The sequence below is a fragment of the Devosia sp. genome (assembly GCF_041917035.1).
Lineage (GTDB): Bacteria > Pseudomonadota > Alphaproteobacteria > Rhizobiales > Devosiaceae > Devosia_A.
Window position 1 is genome coordinate 1 of the sequence record NZ_JAYRYM010000014.1, and the last position, 17,262, is coordinate 17,262.

Annotated in this window: 17 protein-coding genes; all 17 read left to right on the plus strand. The window is 66.0% G+C overall.

Translation table 11 applies throughout. From position 1 onward, the window contains the following. The first annotated feature begins 91 nt into the window (after window positions 1-91). Window positions 92-421, plus strand: a complete 330-nt coding sequence (locus ACE3TU_RS03105) for a four helix bundle protein (protein WP_374620105.1) — start codon at window positions 92-94, stop codon at window positions 419-421. A gap of 64 nt (window positions 422-485) precedes the next feature. Then, window positions 486-1,679 carry an NADH-quinone oxidoreductase subunit D gene (locus tag ACE3TU_RS03110; RefSeq protein WP_374620108.1) on the plus strand — a complete coding sequence of 398 codons (1,194 nt, stop codon included), beginning with the start codon at window positions 486-488 and terminating at the stop codon, window positions 1,677-1,679. Further along, entirely contained in the window at window positions 1,679-2,923 is a 1,245-nt protein-coding gene (nuoE, locus tag ACE3TU_RS03115) for an NADH-quinone oxidoreductase subunit NuoE (RefSeq protein ID WP_374620111.1), read from the plus strand. The genes ACE3TU_RS03110 and nuoE overlap by 1 nt, the downstream gene beginning before the upstream one ends. Continuing rightward, a complete protein-coding gene (locus ACE3TU_RS03120) occupies window positions 2,923-3,177 on the plus strand; it encodes a hypothetical protein (protein WP_374620114.1) in 255 nt (84 codons plus the stop codon). Before nuoE ends, ACE3TU_RS03120 begins: the two co-directional genes overlap by 1 nt. Window positions 3,178-3,179: 2 nt before the next feature. After that, complete coding sequence (gene nuoF / locus ACE3TU_RS03125) at window positions 3,180-4,493, plus strand: NADH-quinone oxidoreductase subunit NuoF (protein ID WP_374620117.1); 1,314 nt, start codon at window positions 3,180-3,182, stop codon at window positions 4,491-4,493. A gap of 3 nt (window positions 4,494-4,496) precedes the next feature. Continuing rightward, entirely contained in the window at window positions 4,497-4,703 is a 207-nt protein-coding gene (locus ACE3TU_RS03130; protein WP_374620120.1) for a hypothetical protein, read from the plus strand. Next, window positions 4,703-6,814 (plus strand): NADH-quinone oxidoreductase subunit NuoG, encoded by a 2,112-nt coding sequence (gene nuoG, locus ACE3TU_RS03135; protein WP_374620123.1) that lies wholly within the window; start codon window positions 4,703-4,705, stop codon window positions 6,812-6,814. Before ACE3TU_RS03130 ends, nuoG begins: the two co-directional genes overlap by 1 nt. A gap of 11 nt (window positions 6,815-6,825) precedes the next feature. Next, complete coding sequence (nuoH, locus tag ACE3TU_RS03140) at window positions 6,826-7,923, plus strand: NADH-quinone oxidoreductase subunit NuoH (protein ID WP_374620126.1); 1,098 nt, start codon at window positions 6,826-6,828, stop codon at window positions 7,921-7,923. Further along, window positions 7,923-8,411, plus strand: a complete 489-nt coding sequence (gene nuoI / locus ACE3TU_RS03145) for an NADH-quinone oxidoreductase subunit NuoI (protein WP_374620129.1) — start codon at window positions 7,923-7,925, stop codon at window positions 8,409-8,411. The genes nuoH and nuoI overlap by 1 nt, the downstream gene beginning before the upstream one ends. A 178-nt stretch (window positions 8,412-8,589) precedes the next feature. Beyond that, window positions 8,590-9,198: an NADH-quinone oxidoreductase subunit J gene (locus tag ACE3TU_RS03150; RefSeq protein WP_374620190.1), complete on the plus strand. Its 609-nt coding sequence runs from the start codon at window positions 8,590-8,592 to the stop codon at window positions 9,196-9,198. After that, the gene (nuoK, locus tag ACE3TU_RS03155; protein ID WP_374620131.1) at window positions 9,199-9,519 is read left to right on the plus strand and encodes an NADH-quinone oxidoreductase subunit NuoK; all 321 of its coding nucleotides are present in this window, start codon (window positions 9,199-9,201) and stop codon (window positions 9,517-9,519) included. A gap of 3 nt (window positions 9,520-9,522) precedes the next feature. Then, entirely contained in the window at window positions 9,523-11,547 is a 2,025-nt protein-coding gene (nuoL, locus tag ACE3TU_RS03160; RefSeq protein WP_374620134.1) for an NADH-quinone oxidoreductase subunit L, read from the plus strand. Continuing rightward, window positions 11,547-13,061 (plus strand): NADH-quinone oxidoreductase subunit M, encoded by a 1,515-nt coding sequence (locus ACE3TU_RS03165; protein ID WP_374620136.1) that lies wholly within the window; start codon window positions 11,547-11,549, stop codon window positions 13,059-13,061. The genes nuoL and ACE3TU_RS03165 overlap by 1 nt, the downstream gene beginning before the upstream one ends. 9 nt (window positions 13,062-13,070) lie before the next feature. Continuing rightward, window positions 13,071-14,519 carry an NADH-quinone oxidoreductase subunit NuoN gene (gene nuoN, locus ACE3TU_RS03170; protein WP_374620139.1) on the plus strand — a complete coding sequence of 483 codons (1,449 nt, stop codon included), beginning with the start codon at window positions 13,071-13,073 and terminating at the stop codon, window positions 14,517-14,519. Continuing rightward, window positions 14,519-15,316, plus strand: a complete 798-nt coding sequence (locus tag ACE3TU_RS03175) for a biotin--[acetyl-CoA-carboxylase] ligase (RefSeq protein ID WP_374620142.1) — start codon at window positions 14,519-14,521, stop codon at window positions 15,314-15,316. The genes nuoN and ACE3TU_RS03175 overlap by 1 nt, the downstream gene beginning before the upstream one ends. Before the next feature lie 2 nt (window positions 15,317-15,318). Beyond that, window positions 15,319-16,998 carry a ribonuclease J gene (locus ACE3TU_RS03180; RefSeq protein WP_374620145.1) on the plus strand — a complete coding sequence of 560 codons (1,680 nt, stop codon included), beginning with the start codon at window positions 15,319-15,321 and terminating at the stop codon, window positions 16,996-16,998. Window positions 16,999-17,006: 8 nt separating this feature from the next. Then, window positions 17,007-17,255, plus strand: coding sequence for a DUF1467 family protein (locus ACE3TU_RS03185; RefSeq protein WP_374620148.1), 249 nt, complete (start codon window positions 17,007-17,009; stop codon window positions 17,253-17,255). Window positions 17,256-17,262: the final 7 nt, after the last annotated feature.

Consider the following 17,262-nt stretch of genomic DNA (forward strand, 5'->3'; position numbering starts at 1 on the left):
GATGAGAAGAAGTCGTGAGTGGTGAATTGTGAATGGTGACTCTCAAAAGCCGATCACTGACTACCGCGACCTCGATGTTTGGAATGAGTCGATGAATTTGGCCGCTGACGTCTACGAGTTGACTGGGTCCTTTCCGAGAGAGGAGATGTTCGGCATGACGTCACAGATGCGCCGCGCGTCCGTGTCGGTGGCGGCGAATATCGCGGAGGGTTTCGGTCGCCAGCAGACACGCTCGTTCATCCAGTTCCTCCGGATATCGCAGGGGTCGCTCAAGGAGGTCGAGACGCTGGTCCTGCTTGCAGGCCGCGTCGGACTGGCCAGCGGCGAGCCCGTCGAGCGGCTGATGGCTCGATGCCAGCGCATCGGGAAGATGCTCGTCGGGCTGATCAGAAAGCTGGACCTGAAGGAGGATCGGCGATGATGGCGTTGTGCACCATTCACCATTCACGATTCACCATTCGCGATGCCACCCCCGGGGTCATTGTATGAGCGCCGAGGCCGACGTCCGCAACTTCACCATCAACTTCGGTCCGCAGCACCCGGCGGCGCACGGCGTGCTGCGCCTTGTTCTCGAACTCGACGGCGAAGTCGTCGAGCGCGTCGATCCGCATATCGGCCTGCTGCACCGCGGCACCGAAAAGCTGATCGAGACCAAGACCTACCTGCAGGCCGTGCCGTATTTCGACCGGCTCGACTACGTCGCGCCGATGAACCAGGAGCATGCGTTCTGCCTCGCGGTGGAAAAGCTGCTCGGCATCACGGTGCCGTTCCGCGGCCAGCTGATCCGCGTGCTCTTCGCCGAGATCGGCCGGCTGCTCAGCCACATCCTCAACTGCACGACCCAGGCGCTCGACGTCGGCGCGCTGACGCCGCCTCTCTGGGGCTTCGACGAGCGCGAGAAGCTGATGATCTTCTATGAGCGCGCCTCGGGCAGCCGCATGCATGCGGCCTATTTCCGGCCGGGCGGCGTGCATCAGGACCTGCCGCAGGCCCTGATCGACGATATCGGGGCCTTCTGCGATCCGTTCCTCAAGGTCCTCGACGATCTCGAGGGGCTGATGACCGGCAACCGCATCTACATGCAGCGCAACGCCGATATCGGCGTCGTCTCGCTCGAGGATGCCTGGAAGTGGGGGTTCTCGGGCGTCATGGTGCGCGGCTCCGGCGCCGCATGGGACCTGCGCAAGGCACAGCCCTACGAGTGTTACGATCGCCTCGAGTTCGACATTCCCATCGGCAAGAACGGCGACTGTTACGATCGCTACCTCGTCCGCATGGACGAGATGCGCCAGTCTGTCCGCATCATGAAGCAGTGCGTCGACCTGCTCGGTTCGCCCGAAGGGCAGGGCCCCGTGTCGTCGACGGACGGCAAGGTGGTGCCGCCGCGCCGTGGCGAGATGAAGCAGTCGATGGAGGCCCTGATCCATCACTTCAAGCTCTACACGGAGGGCTTCAAGGTTCCCGCCGGCGAAGTCTACGCCGCCGTTGAGGCTCCGAAGGGCGAGTTCGGGGTCTATCTCGTCTCGGACGGCACCAACAAGCCCTACCGCTGCAAGATCAAGGCGCCCGGCTTCGCGCATCTTTCGGCGATGGATTTCCTGTGTCGCGGGCACATGCTGGCCGACGTTTCGGCCATCCTCGGCTCGCTCGATATCGTCTTCGGTGAGGTCGATCGCTGATGTCTGTCCGTCGCCTCGCTGATGCGTCCGTTCAGCCCGAAGGCTTTGCCTTCTCGGACGAGAATCTCGCCTGGGCGAGAAGGAAGATCGCCGAATATCCTGCCGGACGGCAGCAGTCCGCCGTGATCCCGTTGCTGTGGCGGGCGCAGGAGCAGGTCGGCTGGGTGACCCGCGCCGCGATCGAGTACGTCGCCACCATGCTCTCGATGCCCTATATCCGTGTGCTCGAGGTCGCGACCTTCTACACCCAGTTCCTGCTGAAGCCGGTCGGTCGGCTGGCGCATGTCCAGGTCTGCGGCACCACGCCGTGCATGCTGCGCGGCGCCGAAGACATTCGCCACGTCTGCGAGCGGCGCATCAACCACGCGCCGCTCGAGACCAATCCCCAGGGCACGCTCAGCTGGGAAGAGGTCGAGTGCGCCGGTGCCTGCGTCAACGCACCGATGGTGATGATCGGCAACGACACCTACGAGGACCTGACGGTCGAGAGCTTCGAGGCCCTGCTCGACAAGTTCGAGGCCGGCAAGGGCAATGAAGTCACGCCGGGACCACAGATCGCGCGGCAGTACTCGGCGGCGGAGGGCGGTCGTACCACCTTGCTCGACGCCCCGACCGCCAGGCGCACCTACAAGCCGTTCCCGCCTCCGGCGGCTGCGGCTCCGGCTCCGGCTCCCGCCGCTCCGGCCGCGGCCCCGGCATCCGCGCCGCCCCTTCCGGCCGGTCGTTCCAGCCAGGATCCGCCCACCCAGCCGGGCCGCAAGCGGACCGGATCGGAAGAATCGGCCCCGGCCCTCAGGGGCCCCGCCGGCGCCCCGAAAGCCTCCACGGCTGCCGCAGAAGCCGAGCGCACGCAGGCCAGTGCATCGGCCGGCGCTGACGGCACGCCGAGCAAGGCCATGCGGGAGACCGCCACCGGCGCCGAATCTCCGGCCGGCAAGATCGACGGCGGGGTCGCCCCCGGCAAGAAGCCGGTGCGCAAGCTGTTCGAGGCGCCCGCCGATGCTGCCGACGATCTGAAGCTGATCTCCGGCGTCGGTCCGGTGCTCGAGCGCAACATGAACGCCCTCGGCATCACCACATGGGCGCAGGTCGCCCGGCTCACCCCCGAACAGATCGCGGCCGTCGAGGGCGAACTCGGCTTCAAGGGCCGTGTCACCCGCGACAAGTGGCTGGAGCAGGCCGATGCGCTCGCCACAGGCGGCGTCGCCGAGTACATCAGACGCTTCGGCAAGGACCCGCGCTGATGGCTGAGGTGACCAACGAACTGATCTACGAAGTGCTGAAGGCCATCCAGGGCCGGCTGGGCATTATCGAAGACCGGCTGAGTGCGGTGGAAATGCGGATCGATGCCCTCGCTGAACAGACGCGAGCGCTGACCATCAGCCACAACGCGACCAACACCGACGTTGCCAATCTCTACCGGATGTTCGGAACCATGGATCATCGTCTCGCGCGCATCGAGCGCCGCCTCGAAATCATCGAAGAACCGGTGAAATAGCCATGCTCGCAGATCAGGATCGCATCTTCACCAATCTGTACGGCCAGGGCGACTGGGGCCTCGAAGGGGCGCGGGCGCGCGGCGCCTGGCAGGACACGGCGACCTTCATCGAGCGCGGCCGCGACTGGATCGTCAACGAGGTCAAGGGCTCGGGCCTGCGCGGCCGCGGCGGCGCCGGTTTCCCCACGGCCCTCAAGTGGACCTTCATGCCCAAGGAGGGCGCCGGCGACGGCCGCCCCAGCCAACTCCTCGTCAATGCCGACGAGTCCGAGCCGGGCACCTGCAAGGATCGCGAGATCCTGCGCCACGATCCGCACCACCTGGTCGAGGGGTGCCTCCTCGCCGGGCGCGCCATGGGCGCGCACATCGCCTATGTCTACATCCGCGGCGAGTTCATCCGCGAGCGCCACCACTTCGAGGCGGCCGTGCAGCAGGCCTACGATGCCAGGCTGATCGGCAAGAACAACATCCACGGCTGGGACTTCGACATCGTCGTCCACCACGGCGCCGGCGCCTATATCTGCGGCGAGGAAACCGCGCTGATGGAGTCGCTCGAGGGCAAGAAGGGCCAGCCGCGCCTGAAGCCGCCGTTCCCGGCCGCGATGGGCGTCTACGGCAACCCGACCACGGTCAACAACGTCGAGTCGATCGCCGTCGTTCCGGAGATCCTGCGCCGCGGCGGCGCCTGGTTTGCCGGCATCGGTCGCGCCAACAATACCGGCACCAAGCTGATGTGTGTCTCCGGCCACGTCAACAAGCCGGCGACCTTCGAGGAGGCGATGGGCGTCACCTTCGAGGAGATCATCGAGAAGCACTGCGGCGGTATCCGCGGCGGCTGGGACAACCTCCTGGCGGTGATCCCCGGCGGCGCCTCGGTCCCCTGCGTCCCGGGCGAGAAGATCCGCCACGCCATCATGGATTTCGACGGTCTGCGCGAAGTCGGCTCCTCGCTCGGTACAGCCGCCGTCATCGTCATGGACAAGTCCACCGACATCATCAAGGCGATCTGGCGCCTCTCTGCCTTCTACAAGCACGAGAGCTGCGGCCAGTGCACGCCCTGCCGCGAGGGCACCGGCTGGATGATGCGCGTCATGGAACGCATGGTCGAAGGCCGCGCCCAGAAGCGCGAGATCGACATGCTGTTCGAGGTGACAAAGCAGATCGAAGGCCACACCATCTGCGCCCTGGGCGACGCCGCCGCCTGGCCGATCCAGGGCCTGATCCGCAATTTCCGCCCCGTCATCGAGGCGCGCATCGACGCCTACACCTACAGTTCGACCAGCGACGGCGCCGTGCCGTCGATCGCGGCGGAGTAAGGGATGTCGGAAGAACCCGATAACGTCGTGCTCGCATTGCTCCGGCGCCTGGATGCCAAGATGGACCGTGTGATCGATGACCTGCACGATGTGAAAGTGCGTCTGACTGCGGTTGAAGGGGGCCTCAGCGTCGTCCAGCGTCGGATCGATCGCCTTGAGGACCGGGTAGAACGCATCGAGCGCCGTCTCGATCTGGTGGATGCACACTGATGGCAAGTATCAAAGTCGACGGCCAGCTCGTCGAGGTCCCGGACTACTACACGCTGATGCAGGCGGCCGAGGCTGCCGGCGCCGAAATTCCGCGCTTCTGCTACCATGAGCGCCTGTCGGTCGCCGGCAATTGCCGGATGTGCCTCGTCGAAGTGAAGGGCGGGCCGCCCAAGCCGCAGGCCTCCTGCGCCATGAGCGTCAAGGACCTCCGTCCCGGCCCGAACGGCGAGCCGCCGGAGATGTTCACCAACACCCCGATGGTCAAGAAGGCCCGCGAGGGGGTGATGGAGTTCCTGCTCATCAACCACCCGCTGGATTGCCCGATCTGCGACCAGGGCGGCGAGTGCGACCTGCAGGACCAGGCCATGGCCTACGGCGTCGACAAGAACCGCTACGCCGAGAACAAGCGTGCCGTCGAGGACAAGTATCTTGGCCCGCTCGTCAAGACCTCGATGAACCGCTGCATCCACTGCACGCGCTGCGTCCGCTTCACCACCGAAGTCGCCGGTATCTCCGAGATGGGCCTCACCGGCCGCGGCGAGGATGCCGAGATCACCTCCTATCTCGAGCGCGCGCTGTCCAGCGAACTGCAGGGCAATGTCATCGACCTCTGCCCGGTCGGCGCATTGACCTCCAGGCCTTACGCCTTCCACGCCCGTCCATGGGAACTGGTTAAGACCGAGTCTATCGACGTGATGGATGCCGTCGGCTCCAACATCCGCGTCGACAGCCGCGGCCGCGAAGTGATGCGCATCCTGCCGCGCGTCAACGAGGCGATCAACGAGGAGTGGATTTCCGACAAGACCCGCTTCGTCTGGGATGGTCTCAAAAGCCAGCGCCTTGATCGCCCCTATGTCCGCCACAACGGCAAGCTGAAGCCGGCCAGCTGGGACGAGGCCTTCGCCGCCATCGCCAGGGCGATCAAGGCCTCGGGCGGCGGCAACAAGGTCGGCGCCATCGCCGGCGATCTCGCTGCGGTCGAGGACATGTACGCGCTCAAGGCGCTGATGACCTCGCTGGGCTCCGGCATGACCGATTGCCGTCCGGCGATGTCGGGGATCGATCCCTCGATGCCGCGCTCGGCCTACATCTTCAACCCCACCATCGCCGGGATCGAGGAGGCCGATGCCATCCTCATCATCGGCGCCAATCCGCGCAAGGAAGCGGCGGTGCTCAATGCCCGCATCCGCAAGGCCTGGCGCGCCAGGGGCACGCCGATCGCGGTGATCGGCGATCAGGCCGACCTCACCTACACCTACGAGTATCTCGGCAACAGCCTCTCGGCCCTCGTCGATCTGGTCGCCCGCAAGGGCAGCTTCGGCGAGATCCTCGCCAAGGCCGTGCGGCCGCTGATCATCGTGGGTGAGGGGGCTGTGTCGCACGGCGCCGCCCATTCCAAGCAGATCGGCCGCGACGTCATCGCCATGGCCAGTAAGCTCGCCACCGGCTCGGGAGCTGCCGAGGACTGGAACGGCTTCGCGCTGCTGCACAACGCCGCCGGCCGCGTCGGCGGGCTCGACATCGGCTTCGTGCCGCATGAGGGCGGCGTTTGCTCGGCCGACCAGATCGGCCTTGCCGGCAAGGGCGAACTCGACGTGCTGTTCCTGCTCGGCGCCGACGAATACGACATGCAGGCGACGGGCAAGGCCTTCGTCGTCTATGTCGGCACGCACGGCGATGCCGGCGCGCACCGTGCCGACGTGATCCTGCCCTCTGCCGCCTACACCGAGAAGTCGGGCACCTATGTCAACACCGAGGGTCGCGTGCAGCTCGCCGAGCGTGCCGTGTTCCCGCCCGGCGACGCCAAGGAAGACTGGGCGATCTTCCGCGCCCTCTCGGCCGTCCTCGGCAAGCCGCTGCCGTTCAACTCGCTGACCGGGCTGCGCGCTGCCCTTTACGCCGAGTATCCGCACCTCGCGCGGCTCGATCAGATCGCCCAGGGCTCCGTCGCCGATATCCGCAAGCTCGCGGGTGCTGCCGTCAAGTCGACTGCCGCGACCTTCACCTCGCCGGTCGCCGATTTCTACCTCACCAATCCGATCGCGCGGGCCTCCGCGACGATGGGCGAATGCGCCGCACTGGCGGCCGGCCTCAAGCAGGCCGCTGAGTAAGGACCCGGGGTATGGATTTCATCGTTTCAGCGCTGGATTACCTGCTGGGCATCCCGATCTTCGGGTGGGGCGACCAGGTCGGCTTCGTCTACAAGGGCCTGCTGTTCCTCGTCGCGCTGCTGATCTTCACCGCCTACATCCTGCTCGCCGATCGCAAGATCTGGGCGGCGGTCCAGGTGCGGCGCGGCCCCAACGTGGTTGGCCCGTTCGGCCTCTTGCAGAGCTTTGCCGACCTCCTGAAGTTCGTGTTCAAGGAGCCGGTCATCCCGGCCAGCGCCGACAAGGCGGTGTTCCTGATCGCGCCGCTGGTCACCTCGGTTCTCGCGCTCAGCGCCTGGGTGGTGATCCCCGTCGATGCCGGCTGGGCGCTCGCCAACATCAATGTCGGCGTCCTCTACATCTTCGCCATCTCGTCCCTCGGCGTCTACGGCATCATCATGGCCGGCTGGTCGTCGAACAGCAAATATGCCTTCCTCGGCGCCTTGCGCTCGGCGGCGCAGATGGTGAGCTACGAGGTCTCGATCGGCTTCGTCATCATCACCGTGCTGCTGGTGGTGGGGTCGCTGAACCTCACCGACATCGTCGTTGCCCAGCAGCAGATGGGGCTCGCCCACCTGCTGGGCGTGCCGTGGCTCAGCTTCCTCAACTGGTTCTGGCTGCCGCTGTTCCCGATGTTCGTGATCTTCTTCATCTCGGCGCTGGCCGAGACGAACCGGCCGCCCTTCGACCTGCCGGAGGCCGAGTCCGAACTCGTCGCCGGCTTCATGGTCGAGTACTCCTCGACGCCCTACCTGCTGTTCATGCTGGGCGAGTACATCGCCATCCAGCTGATGTGCGCCATGACCACCATCCTCTTTCTCGGAGGCTGGGCGTCGCCGATCGACACGCCGCTGCTCAACTGGGTTCCCGGCTCGATCTGGTTCGTGCTCAAGCTCTGCCTGGTGTTCTTCATGTTCGCCATGGTGAAGGCGTTCGTGCCGCGCTACCGCTACGACCAGCTGATGCGCATCGGCTGGAAGGTGTTCCTGCCGATCTCGCTGGTGATGGTCATCGCCGTCGCGGCGATCCTCCAGTTCACCGGCTGGGGCTGGCACGGGGGGGCCGTCTGATGAAGTTCGTCCAGTTCCTCAACGGTCTGCTGCTGCGCGAGTTCGTCGGCGCCTTCTTCCTGTCGATGCGCTACTTCTTTGCGCCCAAGAAGACCATCAACTACCCGTTCGAGAAGATCCCGTACTCGCCCCGCTTCCGCGGCGAGCACGCGCTGCGCCGCTATCCCAATGGCGAAGAGCGCTGCATCGCCTGCAAGCTGTGCGAGGCGATCTGCCCGGCCCAGGCCATCACCATCGAGGCCGGTCCGCGCCAGAACGACGGCACCCGCCGCACCGTGCGCTACGACATCGACATGGTGAAGTGCATCTATTGCGGCTTCTGCCAGGAGGCCTGCCCGGTCGACGCCATCGTCGAGGGCCCGAACTTCGAATTCGCCACCGAAACCCGAGAGGAGCTCTACTTCAACAAGGAAAAGCTCCTCGCCAACGGCGACCGCTGGGAGCGCGAGATCGCGGCCAACATCGCCGCCGACGCGCCGTATCGGTGAGAGCAGAGATGTCCACGATGAACAGCCACATGCACGGATCACCTCTCCCCCGGGGGAGAGGTCGGCGCGCAGCGCCGGGTGAGGGGGCCTTCCCCTTTGCCGAGAGCCTGCTGCAGGGCCCCTTCACCCCGACCCTCTCCCCCCAGGGGAGAGCGGGCGCGAGTTCCGAGTGCTCAACATGACCCTGCCGCTGTTCTTCTTCTACGTGTTTTCGACCATCGCCGTCGCCTCGGCGCTGATGGTGATCGCGTCGCGCAACCCCGTGCATTCGGTGCTGTTCCTCATCCTGACCTTCGTGAACGCCTCGGGGCTGTTCATGCTGGCGGGAGCGGAGTTCCTCGCGCTGATCCTGATCGTCGTCTACGTCGGCGCCGTGGCGGTACTGTTCCTGTTCGTCACCATGATGCTCGATGTCGATTTCGCCTCGCTCAAGCAGGGCATGCTGCAATACGCACCGATCGGGGTGGTCGTCGGCATCATCCTGCTCGTCGAGCTGTTGCTCGTCGGTGGCAGCTACGTGCTGTCCCCCGAGGTGACGTCGCAGGCCGTCGTGCCGATCGAGGCAGGCGTCGACAATACCAGGGCGCTCGGTCAGCTGCTCTACACCCGGTACGTGTTCCTGTTCCAGGGCGCCGGGGCAGTCCTGCTGGTCGCCATGATCGGCGCCATCGTGCTGACGCTGCGCCACAAGAGCGGCGTCAAGCGACAGGACATCTACCGCCAGTCCAACCGGACGCGCGCGCAGGCGACCGAACTGGTCAAGGTCAAATCGGGGCAGGGGCTCTAAATGCTGGCAGAGGCTGGAATCGGGCTGGGGCACTACCTCACTGTCGGGGCGATACTGTTCACGCTGGGCGTGTTCGGCATCTTCCTCAACCGCAAGAACATCATCGTCATCCTGATGTCGGTGGAACTGATCCTGCTGTCGGTGAACATCAACTTCGTCGCCTTCTCCGCGCAGTTGGGCGATCTCGCCGGCCAGGTGTTCGCCCTGCTGATCCTCACGGTCGCCGCCGCCGAGGCGGCCATCGGCCTCGCTATCCTCGTCATCTTCTATCGCAACCGCGGCTCCATCGCCGTGGAAGACGTCAACTCGCTGAAGGGCTGAGCCGTGATCCAGGCCATTGTCTTCTTCCCGCTCGTCGGGGCCCTGATCGCCGGCCTGCTCGGTCGCATCATCGGGCATCGCACCAGCGAGTACATCACCACCGGCCTGCTGATCGCCTCGGCGGTGCTGAGCTGGATCGTCTTCGCCGGCTACTGGTTCGCCCCCGAGGCCGCCGAAGGCGCCGGCCACGCCGAGGCGACCAAGGTCGTGGTCCTGAGCTGGATTCACTCGGGCGCGCTGCAGCTCGATTGGGTGCTGCGCGTCGATACGCTCACCGCCATCATGCTGGTGGTGGTCAACACCGTCTCGAGCCTCGTCCACGTCTACTCCATCGGCTACATGGCCGACGATCCGCACCGCTCCCGCTTCTTCGCCTACCTGTCGCTCTTCACCTTCGCCATGCTGATGCTGGTGACGGCGGACAACTTCCTGCAGATGTTCTTCGGCTGGGAGGGTGTCGGCCTCGCCTCCTACCTCCTGATCGGCTTCTGGTACACGCGGCCTTCGGCCAATGCTGCGGCGATGAAGGCCTTCGTCGTCAACCGCGTCGGCGATTTCGGCTTCGCGCTCGGCATCTTCGCGGCCTTCATGGTGCTCGGCCACCTCGACTTCGACGGCGCCTTCCACGCCGTGCCCGAGCACGCGGAAGCCACCATGCGCTTCCTCGGCTGGGACGTGCATGCGATGACCGTGGTCACCCTGCTGCTCTTCATGGGCGCCATGGGCAAGTCGGCGCAGTTCCTGCTGCACACTTGGCTGCCCGACGCCATGGAGGGCCCGACGCCGGTCTCCGCCCTGATCCACGCCGCCACCATGGTGACCGCCGGCGTGTTCATGGTCGCGCGGTTCTCCCCGATGTTCGAAGCGAGCGGGTTCACCATGATGGTGGTGATGCTGGTCGGCGCGATGACGGCGTTCTTCGCCGCCACCGTCGGCCTCGTGCAGAACGACATCAAGCGCGTCATCGCCTATTCGACCTGTTCGCAGCTCGGCTACATGTTCGTGGCGCTCGGCGCCGGTATGTTCTCGGTCGGCATCTTCCACCTGTTCACCCACGCCTTCTTCAAGGCGCTGCTGTTCCTCGGCGCCGGCTCGGTGATCCACGCCATGCACCACGAGCAGGACATGCGGAACATGGGCGGGCTCAAAGCGAAGATCCCCTTCACCTACTGGATGATGATCATCGGCACGCTTGCGCTGACCGGCGTCGGCATTCCTGGCACGCCGCTCGGCTTTGCCGGCTTCTTCAGCAAGGACGGCATCATCGAGGTCGCCTACGCGGCCGGCGAGTCGACCGGCTACATCGTGTTCTGGATGCTGGTCGTCGCCGCGATGTTCACCAGCTTCTACTCCTGGCGCCTGATCCACCTCACCTTCCACGGCAAGCCGCGCGAGGCCCATGCCGGGCACGGCCATCACGCGCACGACGATCACGGCCACCACGGCAGCGCCTTCGACAATGCGCACGAAAGCCCGCGCGTCATGCTGGTGCCGCTGGCCATCCTGGCGGTTGGCGCCGTGCTGGCCGGCCTCGTCTTCAACGAGCTGTTCTTCGGCCATGCCGAGCACATCGAGCACTTCTTCCAGGGCTCGGTTGTGGTTCCGCACGAGCTGCTCGAGGCCGCCCACGCCGTGCCTTACTGGGTGAAGTCCTCGGCGACGATCGCCATGCTGCTCGGCTTCGGTGCCGCCTGGTACATGTACCTCTACGACACCGCCATGCCGGCCCGCATCGCCGCGACCAATCCGGGGCTCTACCGGTTCCTGCTCAACAAGTGGTACTTCGACGAGCTCTACGATCTCATCTTCGTCAGGCCGGCGCTGTGGATCGGCCGGGCGCTGTGGAAGGGCTTCGATGACTGGCTGGTCGACAAGACCATCACCGAGGGCCTTGGCCATCGCGTCAAGGACGTCACGGCCCGCGTGGTGAAGCTGCAGTCCGGCTATCTCTACCACTACGCCTTCGCCATGCTCATCGGTATCGCGGCGCTGCTCACCTGGGCCATCGCCGCCGGGGGACTGCTCTGATGTTCTTCAGTGACCATCTTCTGACGATCATCACCGTCCTGCCCACGATTGGCGCGCTGGTGCTGCTGCTCGTCGGCGGCAAGGGGGAGGGGACCGACAACCTCGCGCGCTGGATCGCGCTGGCCGTGACGCTCGTCACCGCTGTCCTCAGCCTCTACCTGTGGGCACTCTTTGATCCGGCGAACAGCGGGTTCCAGTTCGTCGAGAACTACCCGTGGATCGGCGAGTCGATCGGCTACCGCATGGGCGTCGACGGCATCTCGGTGCTGTTCATCCCGCTGACCGCGGTGCTGATGCCGGCCGTCGTGCTCACCAGCTGGGGATCGATCACCAGGCGGGTGAGGGAATACATGATCGTGTTCCTCATCCTCGAAACCTTCATGATCGGCGCCTTCGCGACGCTCGATCTCGCCGTCTTCTACGTGTTCTTCGAGGGCACGCTGATCCCGATGTTCCTGATCATCGGCATCTGGGGCGGGGCGCGGCGCATCCAGGCGACCTACAAGTTCTTCTTCTACAGCTTCACCGGCACCGTGCTGATGCTGCTGGCCATCATGTACATGTACTGGCAGGCCGGCACCCTCGATATCCGCGCGCTGCTCGCCTTCAGGTTCCCGCCCGAGGTGCAGACCTGGCTGTGGATCGGCTTCTTCGCCTCCTTCGCCGTGAAGATGCCGATGTGGCCGTTCCACCGCTGGTTGCCGGAGGCGCACGTCGAGGCGCCGACCGGCGGCTCGGTGATCCTGGCGGCGATCCTGCTCAAGCTCGGCGGCTACGGGTTCATCCGCTTCTCGATCTCGATGTTCCCCGATGCCTCGCACCAGTTCGCGAACTTCGTGTTCGTGCTGTCGATCGCGGCGATCATCATCACCTCGCTCGTCGCTCTCGTGCAGACCGACATCAAGAAGCTGATCGCCTATTCGTCCGTCGCCCATATGGGCTTCGTCACCATGGGCATCTTTTCGGGCAACATCCAGGGCATCCACGGCGCCATCTTCCAGATGATCTCGCACGGCATCGTCTCGGCCGCGCTGTTCCTCTGCGTCGGCGTCGTCTACGACCGCATGCACACCCGCGAGGTCTCGGCCTATGGCGGGCTGGTCGAGCGCATGCCGCGCTACGCCTTCGCCTTCATGGTCTTCACCATGGCCAATGTCGGCCTGCCAGGCACCTCGGGCTTCGTCGGTGAGTTCCTCACCATGTTCGCGGTCTTCCAGGTCAACACCTGGGTGGCGTTTTTCGCCGCCTTCGGCGTCATCCTGTCGGCCGGCTACGCCCTGTGGCTCTACCGCCGCGTGATTTTCGGGGCGCTGACCCGGGAGTCGCTCGAGGGCATTCTCGACCTCGACCGGCGCGAGATCGCCGTGCTGGTGCCGCTGGTGATCCTTACCATCCTCTTCGGCTTCTATCCCGCGCCGATCCTCGATGCGACCGCCGCATCGGTGGGGCTCGTCGCGGAAAACTTCGCCAACGCCATCGACGCCGCGCCTGCGGCCGTCGCGGCGGCGCACTAGGAGACGGGCATGACGTCCGACGTTTCGAGCTTCGCTGCGCTCGCCCCCGCCTATCCGGAACTGCTGCTCGCTGTCGGCACGCTGGCGCTGCTGCTGGTCGCCCTGTTCTGGAAGAACGGCCGGTCCGGCGTCATCGCCTCCGCGGCCATCGTCCTGCTTGTTGCCGCGCTCGCGGTGCTGCTGATCCAGCCCGCCGATGGCGTGCTGTTCAACGGCGTCTTCATCGTCGATGGCTTCGCCCGCTACATGAAGGCGCTGGTGCTCGGCGGTGCGGCGCTCACCGTGCTGATCTCGCTCAATGTGAGCCGCGAGCATGGCATCGACAAGTTCGAGTACTCGGTGCTCATCCTGCTCGCGACGCTCGGCATGATGGTCATGGTTTCGTCCAACGACCTGATGACCCTCTACGTCGGCCTCGAACTGCAGAGCCTGGCGCTCTACGTCGTCGCCGCCATGAAGCGGGACGACAAGCGCGCCACCGAGGCCGGTCTCAAGTACTTCGTGCTCGGCGCGCTGAGCTCGGGCATGCTGCTCTACGGCGCCTCGCTGGTCTATGGCTTCACCGGTACCACCCAGCTCGATCAGATCGTCGCCGCCATCGCCCTCGATACCCGCTCGATCGGCCTGATCTTCGGCATGGTCTTCCTGCTCGCCGGCATCGCCTTCAAGATCTCGGCCGTGCCGTTCCACATGTGGACGCCGGACGTCTACGAGGGTGCGCCGACGCCGGTCACCGCCTTCTTCGCTGCGGCACCCAAGGTCGCCGCCATGGCGCTCTTCATCCGCGTCACCACGGTCAGCTTCGGCTCACTCACCAATGACTGGCAGCAGATCGTCATCTTCCTCTCCATCGCCTCGATGGGGCTCGCCGCCTTCGCGGCCATCGGCCAGAACAATCTGAAGCGCCTGCTGGCCTATTCGTCCATCGGCCATGTCGGCTTCGCGCTGGTCGGCCTGTCCTCCGGCACGGCCGTCGGGGTCGAGGGTGTCGCCATCTACATGGCGATCTACGTCGCGATGACGGTCGGCATCTTCGCCTGCGTGCTGTCGCTGAGGACCGCCGACGGTACCCCGATCGAGACCGTCACCGAACTGGGCGGTCTCGCCCAGAAGCGGCCCTTCGTCGCCGCGACCATCGCCATCCTGATGTTCTCGCTGATCGGCCTGCCTCCGCTCGCCGGCTTCTTCGCCAAGTGGCAGGTGTTCCTCGCCGCCATCGAGCAGAACCTGTTCGTCCTCGCCGTCCTGGGCGTGCTGGCGAGCGCCGTGAGTGCCTTCTACTACCTGCGGATCGTCAAGGTGATGTACTTCGACGAGCCGACGGCGGAGTTCGCCCGCGTGCCGGCCGAGCTGGGCGTCGTGATGGCCGGCATCGGCTTCCTCGTCGTCACCTATTTCGTTACCGTGGGCTCGCCGTTGACGGCAGCAGCCCGCAGTGCGGCGGAGAGCCTGTTCTAGTGCCAGGGTTCTGGCTGGGCGAGCGGGCCGTTGCACGCGGCTATCGGCTCGTCGGGTTCGATAGCGTCGGTTCCACCAGCACCGAGGCCTCGCGGGCGGGAGCGGCCGGCGATGTCGGCGACGTCTGGTTCTGCGCGTTGCAGCAGACGGCGGGGCGCGGTCGTCGCGGCCGGCCGTGGGAGACGGTGCACGGCAACCTCGCGGCGAGCCTGCTCATCGTGCTCGACGGTTCGGCCGAACACGCCGCTACCCTTGGATTCGTCGCCGGAGTGGCCCTTGCCGCGGCCCTTTCGCAGGTGGTGACGGGCCGGTCCGCCAATGGGCCGCACATCGCGCTCAAGTGGCCGAACGACGTGCTCGCCGATGGCGCCAAGGTCGCGGGCATCCTGCTCGAGGCCCACAGGCATCCGTCGGGGGGCAGCTTCGTTGTCGTCGGTATCGGGGTCAACATCGTCTCGGCCCCCTCGGGGCTGCCCTATCCGGCGACCAGCCTCGCCATGCTGGGTGTCGATGCCAGCGCCGAGCAGGTGTTCGCTGCCCTGTCGGACGCCTGGGTCGACGCCTTCGCGACCTGGACCCGGGCCGGCGGCGTGGAGGCCATCCTCGCCCGTTGGCGCGAGGCCGCCGCCGGTATCGGCGGCGACATCGCGGTGACCCAGGATGGCGAGGTGGTCCGGGGCGTGTTCGAGACCATAGACAGCAGCGGGCGCCTGATCCTTCGCGCCCCCGATGACCGGCGGGTCGTCATCACCGCCGGAGACGTGCACTTTGGCACGACCGCAAGTCTGAGGAAGTAGAGATGGCCAAGGCGAGACCCGACGAACTGGTGTTCGTTCCGCTGGGCGGGGTGGGCGAGATCGGCATGAACATGGCGGCCTATGGCTTTGGCCCCCCTCATGCCCGCAAGTGGATTGTCGTCGATTGCGGGGTGACCTTCGGCGGCCCCAATACGCCCGGCGTCGAACTGGTGCTCCCCGATCCGGCCTTCCTCGAGGAGAACGCCGACGACATCCTCGGTCTGGTGCTGACCCACAGCCACGAGGATCACTATGGTGCCGTGCTCGATCTGTGGCCGGCTTTCGATCGTCCGGTCTATGCCACCGCCTTCACCATGGCCATGCTGAGTGCCAAGCGTGCCAGCGAGGGCATCGTCGAGGATGTGGTGCTCAGGCAGATGTGGGTCGGCAAGCCCTTCACCCTGGGCCCGTTCACTATCGAGGCGATCAACGTCGCCCACTCGATCCCCGAGAGCTGTGCGCTGCTCATCACCACGCCGGCCGGTCGCGTCGTGCACACCGGCGACTGGAAGCTCGATCCGCATCCGGTCGGCAGCCCGCCGACCGATATCGATCGCTTCGCCGCGATCGGCTCGGACACCTCCGGACCCGTGGCGCTGATCTGCGATTCGACCAATGCCCTCAAGGATGGCAGCAGCCCCAGCGAGGACGAGGTGGCCGCAACGCTCGAGGCACTGATCGCCGAGGCATCGCACCGGGTGGCCATCACCACCTTCGCCTCCAATGTCGGCCGCGTCATTTCCGTCGCCCGCGCGGCCCACAAGGCCGGCCGCCGCGTGGTGATGTCGGGCAGGGCGATGCATCGCATCTCCGGCATTGCCCGCGAGCTCGGCCTGATGGAGGGCATCGAGCCCTTCCTCGATCAGGATGCCTACAAGGAACTGCCGCGCTCGAAGGTCGTGCTGCTCTGCACCGGCAGCCAGGGCGAGGCGCGCGCCGCCATCGCCCGCATCGCCCGCGAGGAGCATCCCGAGATCGCCCTCAATGCCGGCGACCGGGTGATCTTCTCGTCCTGGGCCATCCCCGGCAATGAGCGCGAGGTGATCGACATCCAGAACATGCTGATCGATCGCGGCGTCGAGGTCGTGACGCAGGCCAACGCGCTGGTCCACACCACCGGGCACCCTCGGCGCGAGGAGCTGAAGCGCCTCTACGACCTGGTCAGGCCCGCGGTGCTGGTGCCGGTGCACGGCGAGGCGGCCCACCTCGAAGCGCACGCGACGCTCGGCCGCCAGCACGGCATCGAAACCGTCGTCCATGCCCGCAATGGCGACATGGTCCGGCTGTTCCCCGAGCCGACGCTGTTCCCCGGCGAGGTGCGGACCGGCGAGCTCTACCTCGACGGCAACATCCTCTGCACGCCCGAGGAAAGTGGCGTCAAGGGCCGGCGGCGGTTGAGTTTCGGCGGGCACGTCGTGGTCAGCCTGTGCGTCAACTCTGGCGGTCAGGTCGTGGCCGGGCCCGAGATGACCATGGAAGGGCTGCCCGACGTCGAGGATGACGACGACTCGCTCCGTGATGTGGTGCGGCGCGCGATCACTGGCACGCTCAAGTCCATCCCGCCCAAGCGGCGCAGCGATCCCGAACTAGTCAATACCGCGCTTCAGCGGGCCATCCGCGGCGAAGTGGCGGCTTACTGGGGCCGCAAACCCAACGTAACGGTGTTCGTCCACCGGATCTGAGCCAGAACATGCAAGTCGGCACCTATATCGCGATCTACTTCATCGTCTGGTGGCTCTGCCTGTTCGTGGTGCTGCCGTTCCGCGTCCGCAACCAGGTCGACGCGGGCGAGTGGCAGCAGGGCACCGAGCGCGGCGCTCCGGCCGGTCTCTTTCGCTTGTGGCCCAAGTTCCTGGTCACCACGCTGCTCGCCGCCGTCGTCACCGCACTCCTGCTCTGGGGCCTGAGCAACCCGTTCCTGCAGGAATACTGGCGCTGAACCGAGG